The sequence below is a fragment of the Streptomyces sp. NPDC043854 genome (genome assembly GCF_056436005.1).
On the sequence record NZ_JBWKDK010000001.1, the window covers coordinates 260,321 to 277,582 of the forward strand.

Genomic DNA, 17,262 nt, shown 5'->3' on the forward strand with positions numbered 1-17,262 from the left:
GCCTGCCGGGCAGGGTGGTCATATCCGGGCAAGGTTGTCCCTGATTCTCATGAGCAGGTGGACATTGGTGGTCTCGGTGCCTTCCAGGGGCGGCTGGTGGTGGATCAGCCCGCGGTCCGCGAGCTCGCCGAGGAGCATCGTCATCGGGGTCAGGCGGATGTGCATCCGTGCTGCGATCTCGGCGACCGCCCGCCCGTCCGACGGCGGGCACATGGCGAGGACGGCCCGCCACTCGGTGGGCAGCCCGCTCCAGGCGTCCTCGGTGACCGCCGCCGTGATCGTGGTGTCCATGGTGAGGACGGTGCACGAGGCGGCGGTCCGGCCGTCGGTGAGCGCGTAAAGCCGCGTCCGCCGGCGGCCCCGGGGCCGCGGCTCGCGCGGCGGCTCCCCGGGTTCCGCGGGCTCTTCCGGCTCGGCCGGGGCCGACGGCCCGGCCGTGTCCGCCGGGTCGCGCGGTTCGCCGTCCGCTGCCGTGTCCGTCACTTCGTCCGGCATTACGACGCCGGAGGCTGCGCCTGCTCGCGCTCCGGGGTGCCCAGCCACTCGCCGAGCGCCTGGGCGGTCCGTACGGCCTCGCCGCCCAGCTCTCCCAGGCGCGCCTTGCGGGAGGTCACGACGATGAGGGTGCTGCCCTCACCGCACCCGACGATGCAGAGGTAGCGGTCGTCCATCTCGACGAGTTGGCGTATCACCCGGCCGCCGTCGATCTCTCTGGAGATCGCCTTCATGGTGGACGCGACCCCGGAGCAGGCGGCGGCGATACGTTCCGCCTGGTCCCGGTCGAGCAGGTAGGCGCTCAGCCCGATCCCGTCGTTGGACAGGAGCACGGCGCCCTGGATGCCGGCGATCCTGCTCAGGTTGTTGTCCAGGACGCTGTAGATCATGTCGTTCTGTGTCGTCGTCATGGCTGATCCTGTCGGAGCTCTTCTTCCACTTTCTGGGTCCCGTGTTCGTAGTCCGCCCAGGCGTCGGCCACCTCTTCGGGCGTCGCCGGGTCCGGTGCGGCGGCCGTCTCCGGCGCCCGCGGCCCGCGCAGCTGTTCCGTCATGTGGGTCTGCGGGACGCGCTCGGGGAGGGCGGGGCGCGGCCCCCGCGCAGGCAGGGCGGGGCGCGGACCGCCGCCGCCGAGGGCGGTCGGCGGCTCGGTCCGGCGGCGGCTCGGCAGCCCGGCGGCGGTGGGCAGCGGCGCCGGCTCGGCCGCCCGCGGGCCGGTCACGGACGCCGGTGCGGACGCCGGTGCGGGGGCCGGTACGGCGGCGGGGGCCGGCTCCCGGGCGCGGTCCGGGTCGGCGGCGGGCTCGGGCGCAGCCGCCGGTGCCGGCTCCGGCGCGGGAGCGGCTGCCGGGACCAGGAGTTTGCCCGGCAGTACCACGACCGCCGAGGTGCCCCCGTACACCGAGCGCCGCAGCGTGACTGTGGCCCCGAGCTGATCGGCGAGGTGCCCGACCACGAACAGGCCGAGCCGGTGCGCATTCTCGGCGAGGACGGCGTACGGCGGCGCGGTGTGCAGGCGCCGGTTCATCTCCTCGTAGCGGGAGCCGGCCACGCGCGGCCCGCGGTCCTCGATCTCCACCGACAGCCCGTCCGCGACCAGTTCGGCGCGGATCACCACCTTCGAGCGGGGCGGGGAGAACCGGGTGGCGTTGTCCAGCAGCTCCGCCAGCAGGTGGCTGATCTGGCTGATGAACTGCGGTTCCACGCTGGCCTCGTCCAGCGCCTGCCGCTCGACCCGCCGGAAGTCCTCCACCTCAGCGGCGGCTTCGCGCAGCAGGTCCGCGATGCGCATGGGCTCGGTGTGCGGGTCCGGGATCTCGCCGCCCGACAGGATGAGCAGGTTCTCCGTCTGGCGGCGCATGCCGACCGTCAGCTGGTCGGAGCGCATCAGCTGGGCGAGCAGGGCCTCGTCGTGGCCGAAGGCGTCCTGGATGTCCTCGGTGAGGGCGAGCTGGCGGCTCACCAGGTTCCCGGTGCGCGAGGCGATGCCCGAGGCGAACGCGCCGAAGCCGTGGCGCTCGGCCGCGAGCTGGCGGTGCCCGTCCACGGACACGGCGACGACCCGCGCGAACGCGTCGTTGATCCGCCCGACCTCGTCCTGGTGCCCGCGGACCGCCGGCAGCGCCGACTCGTCGACGGGCCGGCCGCTGTCGAGCCGGGCCACGACGTCCGGGAGGATCCGCTCGGCGACGGCCACCGTACGCCGGTGCAGGCCGTCCAGCCGGCGCAGCACCGACCGGGTGGTCAGCACGACGACGGTCACGACCAGCAGGAGCCCGGCCCCGCTCCCGCCGACCAGCCAGGCGACCTCGGTCTGGAGCGCGTCGGCCTTCGCCGCGCCCAGGGCGAGGACGCCCTTCGCGCGGTCGGTGTTGAGCGTGGCCATCTGCACCGAGACGTTGCTGTGCGCCGCACTCCAGCCGCCGACCTCCGCGGGCAGCTTGATGCCGGTGTCGGTGTCCTTGTTCTCGTGGATGATCGCGTTCTCGATGCGGACCTTCGTCTGCCAGTCCGGGGAGGCGACGATGCGCTCGTAGAACTGCCGGTCCCGCTCGGGCAGGTACGGCTCGACCCAGGTCTCGTACAGGTAGCGCTGGGCGCCGACGGAGCTGGTGAACTGGTCGAAGCCGGTGGCGCTCAGTTCCCGGGAGGGGCCGGCCAGGGCCAGGGCCGCGTCCTCGCGCGCCACCATTTCGGAGGCCGAGAGCAGCGACACCACGGGGCGGCTCGCCTGGGTGAGCTCGGCGTCCTCCGCGTGGCTGAACTCCTGCTGGTACACGCGGATGATCTCGTTGATCGCCCCGGTGTAGTAGCCGAGCAGACGGTCGGGGGTTCCGGTGCGGGCGTCCGAGCGCTCCCGGTATCCGGGCAGGTCGGCGAGGCGCCGGGTCACGTCCCCGAGGGACGCGGTCGACTCGGCGGCCACCCGGCGGACCTGGGCCGCCGCCCGGTCCGTGGCCAGCCGCCGCTGCCGCAGCTCCTGCTCGGAGCCGGAGGTGCCCGCCCACCGGGCCGCCGTCGCGGTGCGCTCGGCCTGCAAGTCGACCAGGAGCGTGTACAGCGGGATGCCGATCTGCTCGCTGGCCGCCACATCGGCCCGCAGGTGGGCCGACTGCTTCAGCAGCCGATCGGCGCTCAGAACGGTCTGGGTGCCCATGGCCACGGTGGGGGCCACCGCCAGCAGGACGAGCAGGGTGCGCAGCCGCACCGTCCGCCGCCGCGGCTGCCGCTGCCGGGGCGTCACGGGTATTGCTGGGCCTTCGGGTTCTGTGGAAGACATCGTTCCTCGGGGGCGGCCGGGCAGTGGACGGGAGCGGGGGACAGCCAGTCGGTGGCGCTGATCATAACCAGCCACGCGGCGGGTACGGATACGTTGAATCCGTTACCTGTACGTGCTATGAGCAGGGCTTTTGTTGCCGACCGGAGTCCCGATCGGAACCCAACCGCGATCTGCCCGTGTCTCGTCAGGACAACAGGCCCCGCTCCAGGGCCGTGACCACCGCCGCCGTACGGTCGGACACCGACAGCTTCTTGAACGACCGCAGCAGGTGCGTCTTCACCGTCGCCTCGCTGATGAACAGCCGGCGCCCGATGTCCGCATTGGTCAGGCCCTGCCGGACCAGTTGCAGCACCTCGCGCTCCCGCTCGGACAGCACCGGCGCCTCCGGCACCCGGGCGGCCCGGAACAGCTTCGGGGCCAGCGACGGCGTCAGCACCGTCTCCCCGCGCGCCGCCGCCTTCACCGCGTGCACGAGCTCCTCGCGGGAACTCCCCTTGAGCAGGTAGCCCGCCGCGCCGGCCTCCACCGCGCGCAGGATGTCCGCGTCGTCCTCGTACGTGGTCACGATGACCACCTTGGTCCGCGGCGACTCCCGCAGGACGTGCCCGGTCGCGGCCACCCCGTCCATCGCGCCCATCCGCAGGTCGAGCAGGACGATGTCCGGCCGCAACCGGGCGGCCTGGAGCACCGCTTCCTCACCGGAGCCGGCCTGCCCCACGACCAGGATGCCCTCGTCCAGCTCCAGCATCGCCGACAGGCCCTCCCGGACCACCGGGTGGTCGTCAACGAGCAGCACCGTGATCGGCTCGCGCTCACTCATCGGCCGACTCCTGCGCCACCGGGGCCAGAGGCACCGTCACCTCGATGACCGTGCCCGCCCCCGGGCTGCTGCTGACCTCTGCCATTCCGCCGATCTCCTCCACCCGGGCCCGCATCCCGCGCAGCCCGAAACCGTTCCGCTCGCCGTCCGTCCGACCGCCGCCGTCCCGGCCGGTGCCCTGCCCGTCGGCGGCAGCCGGGTCGGCGTCGGCGCCCGCGTCGAAGCCCGCGCCGTCGTCGCGGACCACGAGCCGTACCGCGTCCGGTGCGTACGCCACCAGCACCTCCACCCTACGGGCGTGCCGCGCGTGCTTGCGCACATTGGCGAACGCCTCCTGCGCCGAGCGCAGCAGCACCACGCTGACGGCCATCGGCAGCGGCTGCTCCTCCCCGCGGGCCGTGCACCGTACCGTCAGCCCCGTCTCCTCCTGCAGCAGGTCGGCCTGTCGGCGTACGGCCTGTACGAGGGAACTCTCCCGCAGCGCGGGCGGGGTGAGCGCGGAGACGAAGTGGCGGGCCTCGGCCAGGCTGTCCTGGGCGACCCGGCCGACCAGCCCGAGCCGGGAGCGGGCCCGCTCGGGATGGGCCGCCACCTCCGACTCGGCCGCTTGCACCAGGCTGATGATGCTGGTCAGGCTCTGCGCCAGGGTGTCGTGGATCTCCCGGGCCAGCCGTTCCCGCTCGGCCGAGATACCGGCCTGGTGGGACAGCCGCGCCTCGCGCTCCCGGCTGCGCCGGAGTTCGTCGATGAGCGCGGCCCGGTCGGCGCTCTGCTGCACCACCCGCGTGATCCACAGGCCGAGCAGGACCGACAGGGCGATGCCCAGCAGCGAGATGGGCAGCACCGACAGGATGTGGGGATCGAACTGCCCGCCCCGCAGCCACACCACGATCACCGGCCACAGGTTGGCCAGGACGACCAGCACGATCGAGGACGGCATCGGCAGGCTCATCATGAGCATGGGGACCACCGCGAACAGCGCGAAGGAACCCCCGAGGTCGAGCGTGCTGGAGGTGGCGAAGAGCAGGAACAGCCCGGCGGAGAAGACCGTGTTCCGCCGGCTCTTCGTCCGCAGGATCATGGGCCTGCGGCCGAGACCCGCGTACCAGGGCACGATCAGGGTCAGCGCGCCGACGGCGAACGCCCGGTGGACCTGGTCCTCGTCGGAGGTGAACAGCAGCATGACGGTGACGAGGTACGAGATGGCGAAGTAGCCGTCCCACAGTCCGAACCAGCGGCTCCCCGACTCGGGGCCGTACTGCGCGGTCGCCCGCGGGGACCGGGGAGCCTCCTCCCGATGGTGTATGTGCACGGCACCAGTCCTACCACGCGTCGTGCGGCTGTCCGTCGACCGGTTGACAGCCGGTCCCACCGATCGGTCGTCCCTGCGGCCGGACTGCCCCTCCTACGTTGGAAGCAGCGGAAGGAGAACCGCGGCAAGCGCTGACGGGGAGTGCGGAAAGGGTGGGTCCGGTCAGATGGGTCAGTTCACGACGGCGGTCATCATCTGCGGAACGGTCCTGGCCGTCATCCTCGCGACCGATTCCGGCAGCCGGCGCATCACCGCCGTGCGGATCGCCATTCCCCCACTGGCGGCCGTCGCCGTCATCGGCGCCTGCGTGCACTCCTTTCCGACGGCGGGCAACGACACCTCGCTGCACCTCGCCGCACTCGGCGTGGGCGGCATCTGCGGGCTCGTCGCGGCCTCCCCGCTCTCCGCCCACCGGGACCGTGCGGGGGACATCCGCAGCACCGGCGGAATCGGCCACGCGGCGGCCTGGGTCCTCCTGTCCGGCCTCCAGGTCCTCTTCGCGTACGGCTGCGAGCACTGGTACGGCGCACGCATGGCCCGGTTCACCGCCGACTTCCAGCTCAGCGGCACCGAGGTGCTCGTGAGCGCGCTCGCGGTGATGTCGCTGTCGACGGTGGTGGCCCGGACGGCGGTCGTGGTGTCGCGGTTGCGCGCCGTACGGGCCGGGGCGGGGCCGGTGGCCGAGCGGGACGGGAGGGCGAACTGACAGCAGTGCGATGCGAGTCGACCGTCGACTCGACCGTTGTCCGCCGAGGTTTTGAGACCGTACAGGAATTTGGTGAAGCAGTGTCAGACAACCATGAATTGAGGCTCCGGCCGCCTCGCAACCGGGTCGAGAGCCGAGCGATCGGCTGGTGGACCCTCCAGGCCTCCCTGTTCGCCCTTCCGCTTCCGCTCGTGTTCGGTGTGCTCTACCTGTGCATCCCGCCGGCGCGGACGGTGTTCGGCTGGCTCTTCCTCTGCACGCTCGTGCCCGGGCTCCTGTACATGGCCGCCATGCCCGTCTGGCGCTACCGGGTGCACCGCTGGGAGATGACGGAGGACGCCGTCTACGCCGCCTCCGGATGGCTCTGGCAGCGGTGGCGGGTGGTCCCGCTGTCCCGCGTGCAGACCGTGGACATGCTCCGCGGCCCGCTCCAGCAGATGTTCGGGCTCTCCGGGATCACCGTCACCAGCGCCTCCTCGGCCGGCGCCGTGAAGATCAAGGGGCTGGACCACCAGGTCGCCACTGGGCTCGTCGAGCACCTGACCAGGTCCACCCAGGCCGTACCGGGAGACGCCACATGACGCACGACGCCTCGGTACGGCGCCCGGGCGACGAGGCCGGGCCGGACGCGTGGGGGCGGCTCAGCCCCCGCCTGATCCTCGTCAACCTGAGCGTGATGGCCGCTCCGGTGGCCATGTTCGGCGCCACCTCCGTCCTCACGGGCGGCGAGCCGAACCTCCAGGCCCTGATCACGCTCGCCTCGTTCTTCATCACCTGCCTCGTCATCGCCGGCATCAGCCTGATGCGGCTCGTCACCACCCGGTACCGCATCACCGGGGACCGGGTGGAGGTCCACAAGGGGCTGCTCTTCCGCAGCCAGCGCTCGGTGCCCGTCGACCGCATCCGCAGCGTCGACCTGACCGCCAACCCCCTGCACCGGATCTTCGGCCTCACCTCGCTGAAGGTCGCCACCGGTGAGCAGGGCGGCTCCGAGGCCGGCGGACTCTCCCTGGACGGCCTCAGCGTGCGCGACGCCGCCGCGCTGGGCCGGCAGCTGACCGAACTCCGCCAGGCCCGCCGCGGCCTGGCGTCCGACGGAGCCGGAGCCGACGCGGCCATCGCCGAACTCGACTGGGCGTGGCTGCGGTACGCGCCGCTGACGGTCTGGGGCGTCGGCGGTGTCTTCATCGCCGTCGCCAGCACCTACCGCACGCTGCACGAGATGAAGATCGACCCCCTGGAACTCGGCATCGTCAAGGACATCACGGACCGTTTCGGCTCGGTGCCGCTCTGGTTCGGCATCCTGGTGACCCTCGTCATCATCGTCGTGATCGGCGTCATCGGGTCGACGGTCACGTTCATCGAGGGCTGGGGCGGCTACCGCCTCGAGCGCGCCGAGGCGGGCATGCTCCGCATCCGCCGCGGCCTGCTGATCACCCGCTCCGTCAGCATCGAGGAGCAGCGCCTGCGCGGCGCCGAGGTCGCCGAGCCGCTGCTGCTGCGCTGGGCCGGCGGAGCCCGCCTGAAGGCCGTCGCCAGCGGCCTCGGCGACGCCGACGAGAACAGCAGCCGCAGCCGGCTCACCCCGCCCGTACCCCTGGCCCTGTCCGGCCGGATCGCCGCCGACGTCCTGGGCGAGGCCGTCTCCCCGACGGCCGAGGCGGTGCTCGTACCGCACCCGCGGGCCGCCCTGCGGCGCAGGCTCAACCGTGCCCTGACGTACGCGGCCCTGGTCGCCGCGCTGTTCACCGGCTTCGGCCTGTGGCTGACACCGGTGCTCGTCCACACCGGCTGGATCACCGGCCTGGCCCTGCTGGCCGTCGGCGCGGCCTTCGCCTTCGACGCCTACCGCAGCCTCGGCCACGCCGTCCACGGCGGGTACCTGGTCACCCGTTCGGGCACCTTCAACCGCCGTACCGCCGCCCTCCAGCGGGACGGCATCATCGGCTGGTCCATCACCCGCTCGTTCTTCCAGCGCCGGGCGGGCCTGCTCACCCTCGGTGCCGCCACGGCTGCCGGGAACGGCGTCTACAAGGTCCGCGACGTATCGGTGTCGGAGGGCCTCGCCTTGGCGGAGGAGGCGGTGCCCGGCCTGCTCGCCCCGTTCATCGAACAACGCCGCCGCCACGCCACCGACTCCCGCTAGACCGCGGGGGCCGGTACGGAAAACAGCACTGCACACGACGGGCCTGTCGTGTGCAGTGCTGTTTCGGGGGAGGCGCGGTCAGGGGCTGCGGGCGGTCAGCGGGCCGGGGAGGCCTCGGTGTTCTGGGGCCGGGCCGGGCCGGGGGCCGGCCGGGCCCGCCGCCAGGGGGACCCTGGGGGACGAAGTCCTTGGCGCGGATGAGGGCGAAGGCCAGGACACCGCCCACCAGCGCCAGGATGCCGCTGACGAGCAGCAGGTCGTTGAGGGATGCCGCGAAGCCGGCGTGGGCCGCGCTCTCCACCTGCTCGCGGAACTCCGCGGGGGCCGCTGAGATCGCCTGCTCCACCCACATCGAGGACGTGCCGCACGAGGAGTTCGAGCGGCGCGCCGAGGAGCATGCGCAAGGCGGCCGGCGGCTGACGCGGCCGTCCCGCCGTGCCGACGCCGCGCGTCCGGGCGCGCGCGACACCGCCGCGCCCGGGCCCGCGGCACGGGCGAACCGGACACCCGCCCGGATCCGGCGGACGCCGGATTGACATGATCTCTGTGCTTCCTGCTGCCACTTGACCAGAGGTCAGATCCATGACGACACCCTCCCCGGCCCGTCCCCCGCGGCGCTGCGCCGGCTGGGCCGCCGCGCTCGCCGCGGCGCTCCTCGCCATACCCGTCCTCGGCGGACCGGCGCACGCCGCGCCCGGCGACCCGGCCACCGCCTCCTCCTTCAACCTCAAGCCCGGACCCGATCTGCACGGCCACGTCGCCGACTTGAAGGCGGCCCTGCCCACCCAGGGCGTCCAGGACCTGCTCGACCAAGGGAACCGGGTCGCGAAGACCGGCGCCTCGTGCACCGCCGACCCCTTCGGCACCGGCGACAACGGCACCGTGCTCGCCCCGGCACGGAAGTTCTGCTGGGACGGCGGCGACGCCGACACCCCGGAATGGATCCCGCAGGGCATCACCGGCGTCTCCGACGCCCAGGCCGACGAACTCTGGGGCACCCGAAAGCCGTTGGTCACGGCCTGGTACGATAAGGCCGGCGCGAAGGGCGTACGGCTGTCCTTCCTGGACCCGGAGACACCGGTGCCGGGCGACCCCGACGGGCGCCGCTACCGCCACGTGCTGCTGGCGGAGCCGTACTACAACTCGTACGGCAACGCGTCCTACCGGTCGGTCGAGGTCCACGCCGGGGGCATCGCCTGGTACAAGTACCACCTCTACGTCGCCGACACGCTGAACGGTCTGCGCGTCTTCGACCTGCGCAACATCCTCGACCTCAACCCGGACCGGGACGCCTCGGTCGACGACGCCACGCTCAACGGCCTCAAGAGCAACGTCCGGGACGAGACCAGGATCGGCCGGCAGGACAACGTCTACTACGGCCACACCTACCGGTACGTGCTGCCGCAGGTGGCCTCGTACAAGTTCGCCGCCGCCCAGGGCAACACCTCCGCCAGGACCTGTGCCGCCACCGGCGCCCCCAAGGCCTCGTACATCTCCGTCGACCGCAGCGACACCGCCGCCCCCGCGCTGATCATGGGTGAGTACTGCGACTCCGACACCGACCACCCTGAGAAGGGCCGGGTCGGGGCGCTGCCCATCGACGACGCCACGGGTCTGCTGAAGACGACGGGCGGGGTGGTGGCCGCGACCTCGGCGTACCACCTGCCGCGCGACCTCACCCAGGGCGCCGCCCGCTACGACGGCACGTACTACTTCAACCGCAGCTGGACGGACCACAGCGGAAGCCTGCGCCGGGCCACCGTCACGGGCGGCCGCCTGGTGGACCTCGGTGGCAACATCACCAACGCGGTGGGTCCGGAGGACCTGTACCTCGAGCACGGCCAGAGCGTTCCGGGCGGCGGCACTCGGTACCTCTGGTCGCTGACCGAGCACCGGGCCGACGGGACGCCGGGCTGCACCGACACCGGGTCGCCCTGCGGCCGCGTCGTCTACGCCCACCGGCTGAGCGACATCCTGGCCCGCCCGTAGCCGGAACCCTCCCCGTCCCCGGCGGCCCGGGCATAGCCTCATGGCATGACCGCGACCAAGAACACGACGTACCGGTTCCGCACCGCCCGACCCGAGGACGCAGAGGCCATCGTGGCCCTCGACGGGTCGTTCACCACCTCCACCGTCTTCGAAGTGGCCGTCACCGACGGCGGGTTCGCGCTCCGCGAGGTGCCCGTGGACCCGCCGCTGGTCAAGGTGTTCCCCGAGGACGGATTCGACGACGACAGCGGTGACGGCGGCCGTGCGGACGACGACCGCACGTTCGTCGCGGTCGGTGACGACGGGGCCCTCGCCGGCTTCGCCGCCGTCTCCTACTCCGCGTGGAACCGGCGGCTGACCGTCGAGGACATCGAGGTCGCCCCAGACCACCGGGGCCGCGGCGTCGGCCGCGCGCTCATCGGGCACGCGGCCGACTTCGCCCGCGAGCGGGGCGCCGGGCACATCTGGCTGGAGGTGACCAACGTCAACGCCCCCGCCATCCACGCCTACCGCCGGATGGGCTTCGCCTTCTGCGGCCTGGACACCAGCCTGTACCAGGGCACCGCATCCGAGGGGGAGCAGGCGCTCTACATGAGCATGCCCTGCCGCTGACGGGGAGTGCCGAGCCTGGGACCGGCAGGGCCTGGCTGCCGGGCGGCGTGCCGGGGAGGGTGGAGCCATGAACGAGAACACCGACACCAAGGGCAACGGAACCGCCGCCGACGCGACCGGATTCCAGGACCGGATCATCCTGGTGACCGGCGGGACCAGCGGTATGGGCCTCGCCACCGCCCGGGTCCTGCTCGACGGCGGGGCCCACGTCGTCATCACCGGCCGCGACGAGCAGCGGCTCGTCCGCGCCGCCGAGCGGCTCGCGGGCGGGGACCGGCTGGTCACCGTACGCGGTGACGTCGCCGACGAGGCGGACACGGAGCGGGTGGCCGAGGAGGTCCGCAGGCGGTACGGACGGCTGGACGGAGTCTTCGCCAACGCCGGTATCGCCGACCTCAAGCCGGCCGCCGAGGCGGACGTACGGCACTTCGACCGCTTGGTCGACGTCAACTTCAAGGGCGTTTTCCTGACGGTGCAGAAGGCGCTGCCGCTGCTGGACGCCGCCGGGGGAGGGTCCGTCGTCGTCAACGCCTCCTGGACCCTGCACCGGGGCATGGCCGTCGCGCCGGTCTACGCCGCCACCAAGGCCGCCGTCCACAACCTCGCCCGGACCCTCGGCAGCGATCTCGCCCCCCGCGGCATCCGCGTGAACTCCGTGAGCCCCGGCTACATCGGGACCGAGATGTTCCACGGGCTGGTCCCCGACCCCGCCGAGCACGAGCCGATCCGCGCCCGGATCCCGCTCGGGCGGATCGGGACCGCCGAGGACGTCGCCCACGCCGTGGCGTTCCTGCTCTCCCCGCGCTCCTCCTACATCACCGCACAGGACCTCGTCATCGACGGCGGGCTCGTGGGCGCCCTCCCAGCCGCCTGAGGGGGTCCCGCAGGGCCAGGCTGCGCGCCGCGCCGCCGGTGAGAATCGTGTGCATGAGCACCACAGCCACCCCCACCGGCGGCCTCGGCGACTTCCTGCGCACCCGCCGCGCCCTCCTGCACCCCGGCGACGTGGCGCTGCCCGACTTCGGCGGCGTACGCCGCGTCGCCGGGCTGCGCCGCGAGGAGATCGCCCAGCTCGCCGGCGTCAGCGTCGACTACTACACCCGGATGGAACAGGGCCGCGTACCGAACCCCTCCGAAGCGGTCCTCGACGCACTCGCCCGCGCGCTGCGCCTGGACGAGGACGAGACCCGCCACCTCCACCGTCTCGCCCGCCCCGCGCGGCCCGCCCGCCCCGCGCCGCCGCCGGACGGCGGGGCCCCCGCGGCGCAGCGCGTCCGCCCCATGCTGCGCCGGCTCCTGGACGAACTCCACGACCTGCCCGCCGTCGTGATGGGCGAACGCATGGACATCCTCGCCTGGAACCGGGCGGCGGCCGCGCTCTTCGGGGACTACGGCGCCCTGGACCCCGCCGAGCGCAACATCGCCCGCATCACCTTCCTCGACCCGGCGTCCCGCAGCCTGTACGGGGACTGGGAGTCCTGCGCCCGGGAGAACGCCGCCTTCCTGCGGCTGGAGGCGGGCCGCAGGCCCGGCGACCGCCGGCTCGCCCGGCTCGTCGCGGAACTGTCCGAGCGCAGCGAGGACTTCCGGCGCTGGTGGGCCGAACACCCCGTCCAGGACAAGACCTCCGGCACGAAGCTCTACCAGCACCCGGTCGTCGGCGACCTCGTCCTCTGCTACGAGACCCTGCGCGCCGCCGACGACCCCGGCCAGGCGCTGATCACGTACGCCGCCGAGCCGGGCAGCCCCTCCCACGACACCCTGCGGATGCTGCTCTCCTGGACCGCGACCGCCGGCGGGTAGGCCCTCACAGGACGAACGAGCCGAAGGGCCAGCGGTGCACCGGCAGGGGGAGCCACCACTGAAGGCCGCCGTGCTCGCCGACCGGACGGGCCTCGGCGAGGTCCTCCCGTACGTCCTGCGGAACCCCGTCGGCGGGGGCGCCGTCGCGGAGGGCGCCGTCGCGGAGGGCGCCGACGGCGTCGAGGAAATGCGGCTCGTCGATCGTGAACAGGGCGAGCGCCCCGAACCGCCGGTCCCTGACCTCGATGAAGCCGGGCCCCGCCGGTACACGCACCTGCCCGGGAAGCAGCCCTCCCGCCAGATCCGCGGGAAGGGTGGGCGTCCGCATGTGCGTTCCCCCAAACTCGGGCGGCCTCGTCGAATGAGCCGATCGTGCCCGCCGGAACACCACGCCGTGTAGAGAAGTACGCGCAGAGACATCGGCACCGCGCGGCCGCTCAGGCGGGCGGCCGCCCGGCCACCGCCTGGAGCTCGGCCGGGACCGCGGCGGCCGTGCCGTCGGGCCGGTCGGGCCGGTCGGGCCGGTCGGGCCGGTCGGCCCGGGCCGGGTGCGGGGTGCGGGCCAGCGCGGCCTCCACCTCGTCCAGGGCCCGCCGGGCCTCCGCCAGACGGGCCCGCAGCTCGGCGGACGTGGGGCCGTCCGGCTCGGGGCGACCCCGCTGCTTGAGGTCGAGCCGGGCCTTCCGCTCCTGCTCCCGGGCCTCTTCCAGAGAGCCCAGCACCACCCCGATCAACACGTTGACCAGGATGAACGACGCCAGCAGCACGTACGAGGCGTAGTACAGCAGCGTCAGCCGCGACAGCTCCAGCCCGGCCCGCACCGCGTCCGCGAAGCCGTCCATGGTGGTCAGCAGGAACAGCGTGAGGCAGGCCCGGCCCACCGACCCGAAGTGCACCGGGTCGCTGTCGGCGAAGCACATCCAGCCGACCATCGCGTACACGTACACCACGAGCGCGCCCACACACAGGAAGCTGAGCGTGCCCGGCACGGCGCGCCCCACCGCGATCAGCAGGACCCGCAGCTGCGGCAGGAACCGGGCGGTGCGCAGCACCCGGCTGAGCCGCAGCAGCCGCAGCACGCTCGTGTTCTCCCGGATCAGCGGCAGGAACGCGGCCAGCAGCACGGCCAGGTCGAAGAGGTTCCACGAGTCCCGGAGGAAAGCTTTCGGCCGGTCGGCACACGCGGCGGCGCGCACCGCCAGCTCCACCGCGAACAGGGTCAGGAAGAGGTTCTCGGCGCCCGCCAGCAGCTCGCGGTGACCGGCGGCGAAACCGCGGTAGGTCTCCGCGCCCAGCAGTACCGCATTGCACAGGATCAGCGCGAGGACGCCCGCCCCGAAGGCGGGAGAGTCGACGACGGCCCGGCAGCGCACCGCCAGGCGGATGCGGGGCGGGGCGGAAGGGGCGGTGACAGTCAAGGCCGGTCCTCGAACGATCGGGCAGCCAGTGGCCGCGGTGACACGGAGCCGGCGGCGATCGTGACACCCCGGACGACGCCGCCCCCCTCGAGATCACCCGCATGAGTGGCGTATCCGCGCTTTCTCACGCCATCGGGTGACCGGGCCTAACCGGTCGCCCGGTTCGGAGCGCGCGTGCAGCCACGATGTCCGCCTCCGGTACGCGGCGCGTCCGCGGCAAGTACGGCTCCAGGGCATCACCCGGCACAGGTGATCCGAAAGGTGCCCCGTCGGAGCGCGACGTACGATCATGCCGAAAGGGATCCGCACGCGCGGCCGCCCCGTCCTCCTGGTGATTGGCATGGGTGAGACACGAGCCCCCCGCTCCACCCCCCGCACGGCAGCACGGGAGTCCCATGGCCCCCGGGCCTTCGGCGTCCCGGTCCTGCCCACCCGCTTCGCGGTCCCCTCCGTCCCGCACACCTTCGTCCGCAGGCCCCGCCTCACGCAGCGGCTTGCCGACGGGGTCGGCCGCCCCCTGGTCCTGGTGAACGGCCCGGCCGGCGCCGGCAAGACCCTGCTGGTCGCCGACTGGCTCGCCCAGGACCCCCTCCCGTGGCCGGTCGCCTGGCTGACCACCGAGGCCGACGACAACGCCCCGGGCATGTTCTGGGCCTACGTCCTGGAGGCACTGCGCCACCACGGGCTGTCCCTGCCCGAGGACGTGGGCACCCCGGCCCGCGCCGAGGAGGTCGACCACGCGCTGCTCGTACGCTTCGCCGCGTACCTGAGCGGGCTCCGCGACCCGGTCCTGCTGGTCCTGGACGAGTTCGACCGCGTCTCCGCGCCGGTGATCGCGGAACAGGTCGAGTTCGTCCTCCAGCACTCCCGCCCCGCCCTGCACCTGGTCCTCATCAGCCGTACGGAGCCGCTGCTGCCCCTGCACCGGTACCGCGCCGGCGACGAGATGGCCGACATCCGCGGCGCGGACCTGGCCTTCAACCGGGATGAGACGGCCGCCCTCCTGGACCGCCACGGCCTGGACGGCGGCGCCGAGGCGGCGCGGCTGCTGACGGAGCGGACGGAGGGCTGGGCCGCCGGGGTGCGGCTGTGCGCCCTGGCCATGCACGAGACCGACGACCCCGCCCGCTTCCTGAAGGAGTTCGAGGCGGGCCGCAGCACCATCGCCGACTACCTGCTCGGCGAGGTGCTGGCCACGCAGCCCTTCGAGACCCAGGACCTGCTGCTGCGCACGAGCATCCTGGAGCAGACCCACCCCGACCTGGCGAACGCCCTGACCGGCCGCGAGGACGGCGCGGCCATCCTGGCCCCGCTGGAGCGGGCGAACGCCTTCGTCACGGCCGTCGGCCACTCCTGGTACCGGCACCATCCGCTGTTCGCCGAGATCCTGCGGGTCCACCTGCGGTCCGGGCAGCCCGGGCTGGAGCGGGAGCTGCACCGTACGGCGGCCCGCTGGCTCTGCGATGCCGGGCAGCTCGTGAGCGCCCTGCCGCACGCCGCCGCGGCCGGCGACTGGGAGTTCGCCGCCTCGCAGTTCGTCGGCCGCCTCGCCATCGGCCGCCTGTTCACCGGTCTCGACGCGGACCGGCTGGGCGAGGTCTTCTCCGCGATGGCCCCCGGTACGCCGGGTCCCGCCCCCGAACTGGTGCGTGCCGCACTCGACTTCGCCCGGTACGACGTCACCGGCGGCCTGGCCCGCCTGCGCGCGGCCGAGGCGCGGCCGGCGCGGGACCCGCACGGCCGGCACGACCCGCACGACCCGCAGAACGCGCAGGAGCTGCCCGCGCTGCAGCTGACCCGCGCGTTCCTGCGCGTGGTGGCGGGCAGGCTGCTCGGCTCGCCGGCCATGGCCGAGGCGGCCGCGGCGGACGCCGCCGAGACGACCCGGCGGGTGCCGTCCGAGCACCTCGCACAGCATCCCGAACTGTCCGCCCTGCTGCTGACCGGCCTGGGGGCCGCGCGGCTGTGGGCCGGGAACCTCGATGCCGCGGCGGAGGCGCTGTCCGCCGCCGTCGAGGCCTCCGAAGGCCCGGATCTGGCGTCCCCGCGGCACGAGGCCCTGGCCCGGCTCGCCCTGATCGACCTCCTGCACGGGAGGCTCGGCCGGGCCGGGGCCCGGGCGAGCGAGGCGGCCGCCGAGGCGACGCGGAACGGCCTCCTGCCGGCCCACTGCAGCGGGGCGGCCGAGCTGGTGCCGGCCGCCGTCGCCATCGAGCAGGACGACCTCGCGGCCGCGGGCGCCGCCCTGGAACGGGCCGAGGCGTCCGCCGGCGCCCGCCACGACCCCGTCGTCGCCGCCGGTCTCGCGATCCTGGGCGCCCGCCTGCTGCTGGCCGGGGGAGACCCGTCGGCAGCCCTGGAGCGGCTGGCCGGAGCCGTCGCCCAACCGCCGGAAGGAGAGCGCTCCCCCTGGGTGGACGCCCACCTCGCCCTGGCCGCATCGGCCGCGCACCTGGCCCTCGGAGACCCGAAGGCCGCGCTGGAAGCCCTCGGGGATCCGGCCGGGTTCCTCACCGCCGCGGCGCTGCCCGACGCCGAGGCCGCCGGCGCACCGGCCGGGGCTGCCTGCGCCCCGGAATACGCCGTCGCCGCGGCCCGCGCCTGGATCGCGTGCGGCGAGACCGGGCCGGCGATCGAAGTCCTGGACCCCCTCACCACCGGCAAGGCCGCCGGCCCCGCCGTGACCGTACGCGCACTGCTGGCGCGTGCCGGAGCCGCGGACGGCCTCGGCGACCCGACGGCGGCACGACGCCTGGTCGTCCGCGCCCTCGGCCTGGCCCGCCCCGACCGGCTGCGCCGGCCCTTCCTCGACGCCGGACCCTGGCTGCGCCGGGCCCTGCACGCCCGCCCGGTTCCCGGCCACGACTGGCTGGCGCCCGGGCTCACCGGAGCCGGAGCCGGAGCCGGAGCCGTGGCCGGAGCCGGATCCCGTCCCGCGGAGCCCGCCGCGGCGGGGGCGGTCCTCGTGGTCGAACCGCTCAGCGAACGCGAGCACGACGTCCTCGCCTGCGCGGCGCGGCTGCTGTCCACCGAGGAGATCGCCGCCGAGCTGAGCCTCTCCGTCAACACGGTCAAGACCCACCTCAAGAGCATCTACCGCAAGCTCTCCGCGAACCGCCGCGGCGAAGCGGTGCGGCGGGCCCGCGAGCTGGAGCTGCTCTGACCCGGACGCGCGCACGCGG

The 17,262-nt window shown here is 73.7% G+C and carries 16 protein-coding genes; 9 read left to right on the forward strand and 7 right to left on the reverse strand.

The features are described from left to right. Positions 1 to 18 precede the first annotated feature (18 nt). The 5 genes from AC068A_RS01160 to AC068A_RS01180 form a co-directional block, all read right to left on the reverse strand. Positions 19 to 483, reverse strand: a complete 465-nt coding sequence (locus tag AC068A_RS01160) for a DUF742 domain-containing protein (protein ID WP_478578949.1) — start codon at positions 481 to 483, stop codon at positions 19 to 21. Positions 484 to 494: 11 nt separating this feature from the next. Further along, entirely contained in the window at positions 495 to 905 is a 411-nt protein-coding gene (locus AC068A_RS01165) for a roadblock/LC7 domain-containing protein (RefSeq protein ID WP_478578952.1), read from the reverse strand. After that, positions 902 to 3,274: a sensor histidine kinase gene (locus AC068A_RS01170; RefSeq protein ID WP_478578954.1), complete on the reverse strand. Its 2,373-nt coding sequence runs from the start codon at positions 3,272 to 3,274 to the stop codon at positions 902 to 904. The genes AC068A_RS01165 and AC068A_RS01170 overlap by 4 nt, the downstream gene beginning before the upstream one ends. A 184-nt stretch (positions 3,275 to 3,458) precedes the next feature. Continuing rightward, on the reverse strand, positions 3,459 to 4,094 hold the full coding sequence (locus tag AC068A_RS01175) for a response regulator (RefSeq protein ID WP_478578957.1): 636 nt from the start codon (positions 4,092 to 4,094) through the stop codon (positions 3,459 to 3,461). Further along, positions 4,087 to 5,406 carry a sensor histidine kinase gene (locus AC068A_RS01180; RefSeq protein WP_478578959.1) on the reverse strand — a complete coding sequence of 440 codons (1,320 nt, stop codon included), beginning with the start codon at positions 5,404 to 5,406 and terminating at the stop codon, positions 4,087 to 4,089. The genes AC068A_RS01175 and AC068A_RS01180 overlap by 8 nt, the downstream gene beginning before the upstream one ends. A 166-nt stretch (positions 5,407 to 5,572) precedes the next feature. Here AC068A_RS01180 and AC068A_RS01185 point away from each other — a divergent pair, with 166 nt between their 5' ends. The 8 genes from AC068A_RS01185 to AC068A_RS01220 all read left to right on the forward strand — a co-directional run bounded on the left by AC068A_RS01185 (position 5,573) and on the right by AC068A_RS01220 (position 12,662). Beyond that, positions 5,573 to 6,112 (forward strand): hypothetical protein, encoded by a 540-nt coding sequence (locus AC068A_RS01185; RefSeq protein WP_478578962.1) that lies wholly within the window; start codon positions 5,573 to 5,575, stop codon positions 6,110 to 6,112. Positions 6,113 to 6,192: 80 nt separating this feature from the next. After that, a complete protein-coding gene (locus AC068A_RS01190) occupies positions 6,193 to 6,693 on the forward strand; it encodes a PH domain-containing protein (RefSeq protein ID WP_478578965.1) in 501 nt (166 codons plus the stop codon). Then, a complete protein-coding gene (locus AC068A_RS01195) occupies positions 6,690 to 8,258 on the forward strand; it encodes a PH domain-containing protein (protein ID WP_478578968.1) in 1,569 nt (522 codons plus the stop codon). Before AC068A_RS01190 ends, AC068A_RS01195 begins: the two co-directional genes overlap by 4 nt. Positions 8,259 to 8,494: 236 nt before the next feature. Then, positions 8,495 to 8,794, forward strand: a complete 300-nt coding sequence (locus AC068A_RS01200; RefSeq protein WP_478578971.1) for a hypothetical protein — start codon at positions 8,495 to 8,497, stop codon at positions 8,792 to 8,794. Positions 8,795 to 8,840: 46 nt separating this feature from the next. After that, the gene (locus AC068A_RS01205) at positions 8,841 to 10,247 is read left to right on the forward strand and encodes a hypothetical protein (RefSeq protein WP_478578974.1); all 1,407 of its coding nucleotides are present in this window, start codon (positions 8,841 to 8,843) and stop codon (positions 10,245 to 10,247) included. Positions 10,248 to 10,292: 45 nt separating this feature from the next. After that, entirely contained in the window at positions 10,293 to 10,859 is a 567-nt protein-coding gene (locus AC068A_RS01210; protein ID WP_478578976.1) for an N-acetyltransferase family protein, read from the forward strand. Between the two features lie 67 nt (positions 10,860 to 10,926). After that, on the forward strand, positions 10,927 to 11,733 hold the full coding sequence (locus AC068A_RS01215) for an SDR family NAD(P)-dependent oxidoreductase (RefSeq protein ID WP_478578978.1): 807 nt from the start codon (positions 10,927 to 10,929) through the stop codon (positions 11,731 to 11,733). Positions 11,734 to 11,786: 53 nt separating this feature from the next. After that, a complete protein-coding gene (locus AC068A_RS01220) occupies positions 11,787 to 12,662 on the forward strand; it encodes a helix-turn-helix transcriptional regulator (RefSeq protein WP_478578981.1) in 876 nt (291 codons plus the stop codon). A 4-nt stretch (positions 12,663 to 12,666) separates the two neighbouring features. Here AC068A_RS01220 and AC068A_RS01225 read toward each other — a convergent pair whose 3' ends face one another. Then, positions 12,667 to 12,990 (reverse strand): DUF5825 family protein, encoded by a 324-nt coding sequence (locus AC068A_RS01225; RefSeq protein ID WP_478578984.1) that lies wholly within the window; start codon positions 12,988 to 12,990, stop codon positions 12,667 to 12,669. A gap of 109 nt (positions 12,991 to 13,099) precedes the next feature. Next, on the reverse strand, positions 13,100 to 14,080 hold the full coding sequence (locus AC068A_RS01230) for an ion transporter (protein ID WP_478578986.1): 981 nt from the start codon (positions 14,078 to 14,080) through the stop codon (positions 13,100 to 13,102). Between the two features lie 340 nt (positions 14,081 to 14,420). Here AC068A_RS01230 and AC068A_RS01235 point away from each other — a divergent pair, with 340 nt between their 5' ends. Next, positions 14,421 to 17,243: a helix-turn-helix transcriptional regulator gene (locus AC068A_RS01235; RefSeq protein WP_478578989.1), complete on the forward strand. Its 2,823-nt coding sequence runs from the start codon at positions 14,421 to 14,423 to the stop codon at positions 17,241 to 17,243. The last annotated feature ends 19 nt before the right edge of the window (positions 17,244 to 17,262 follow it).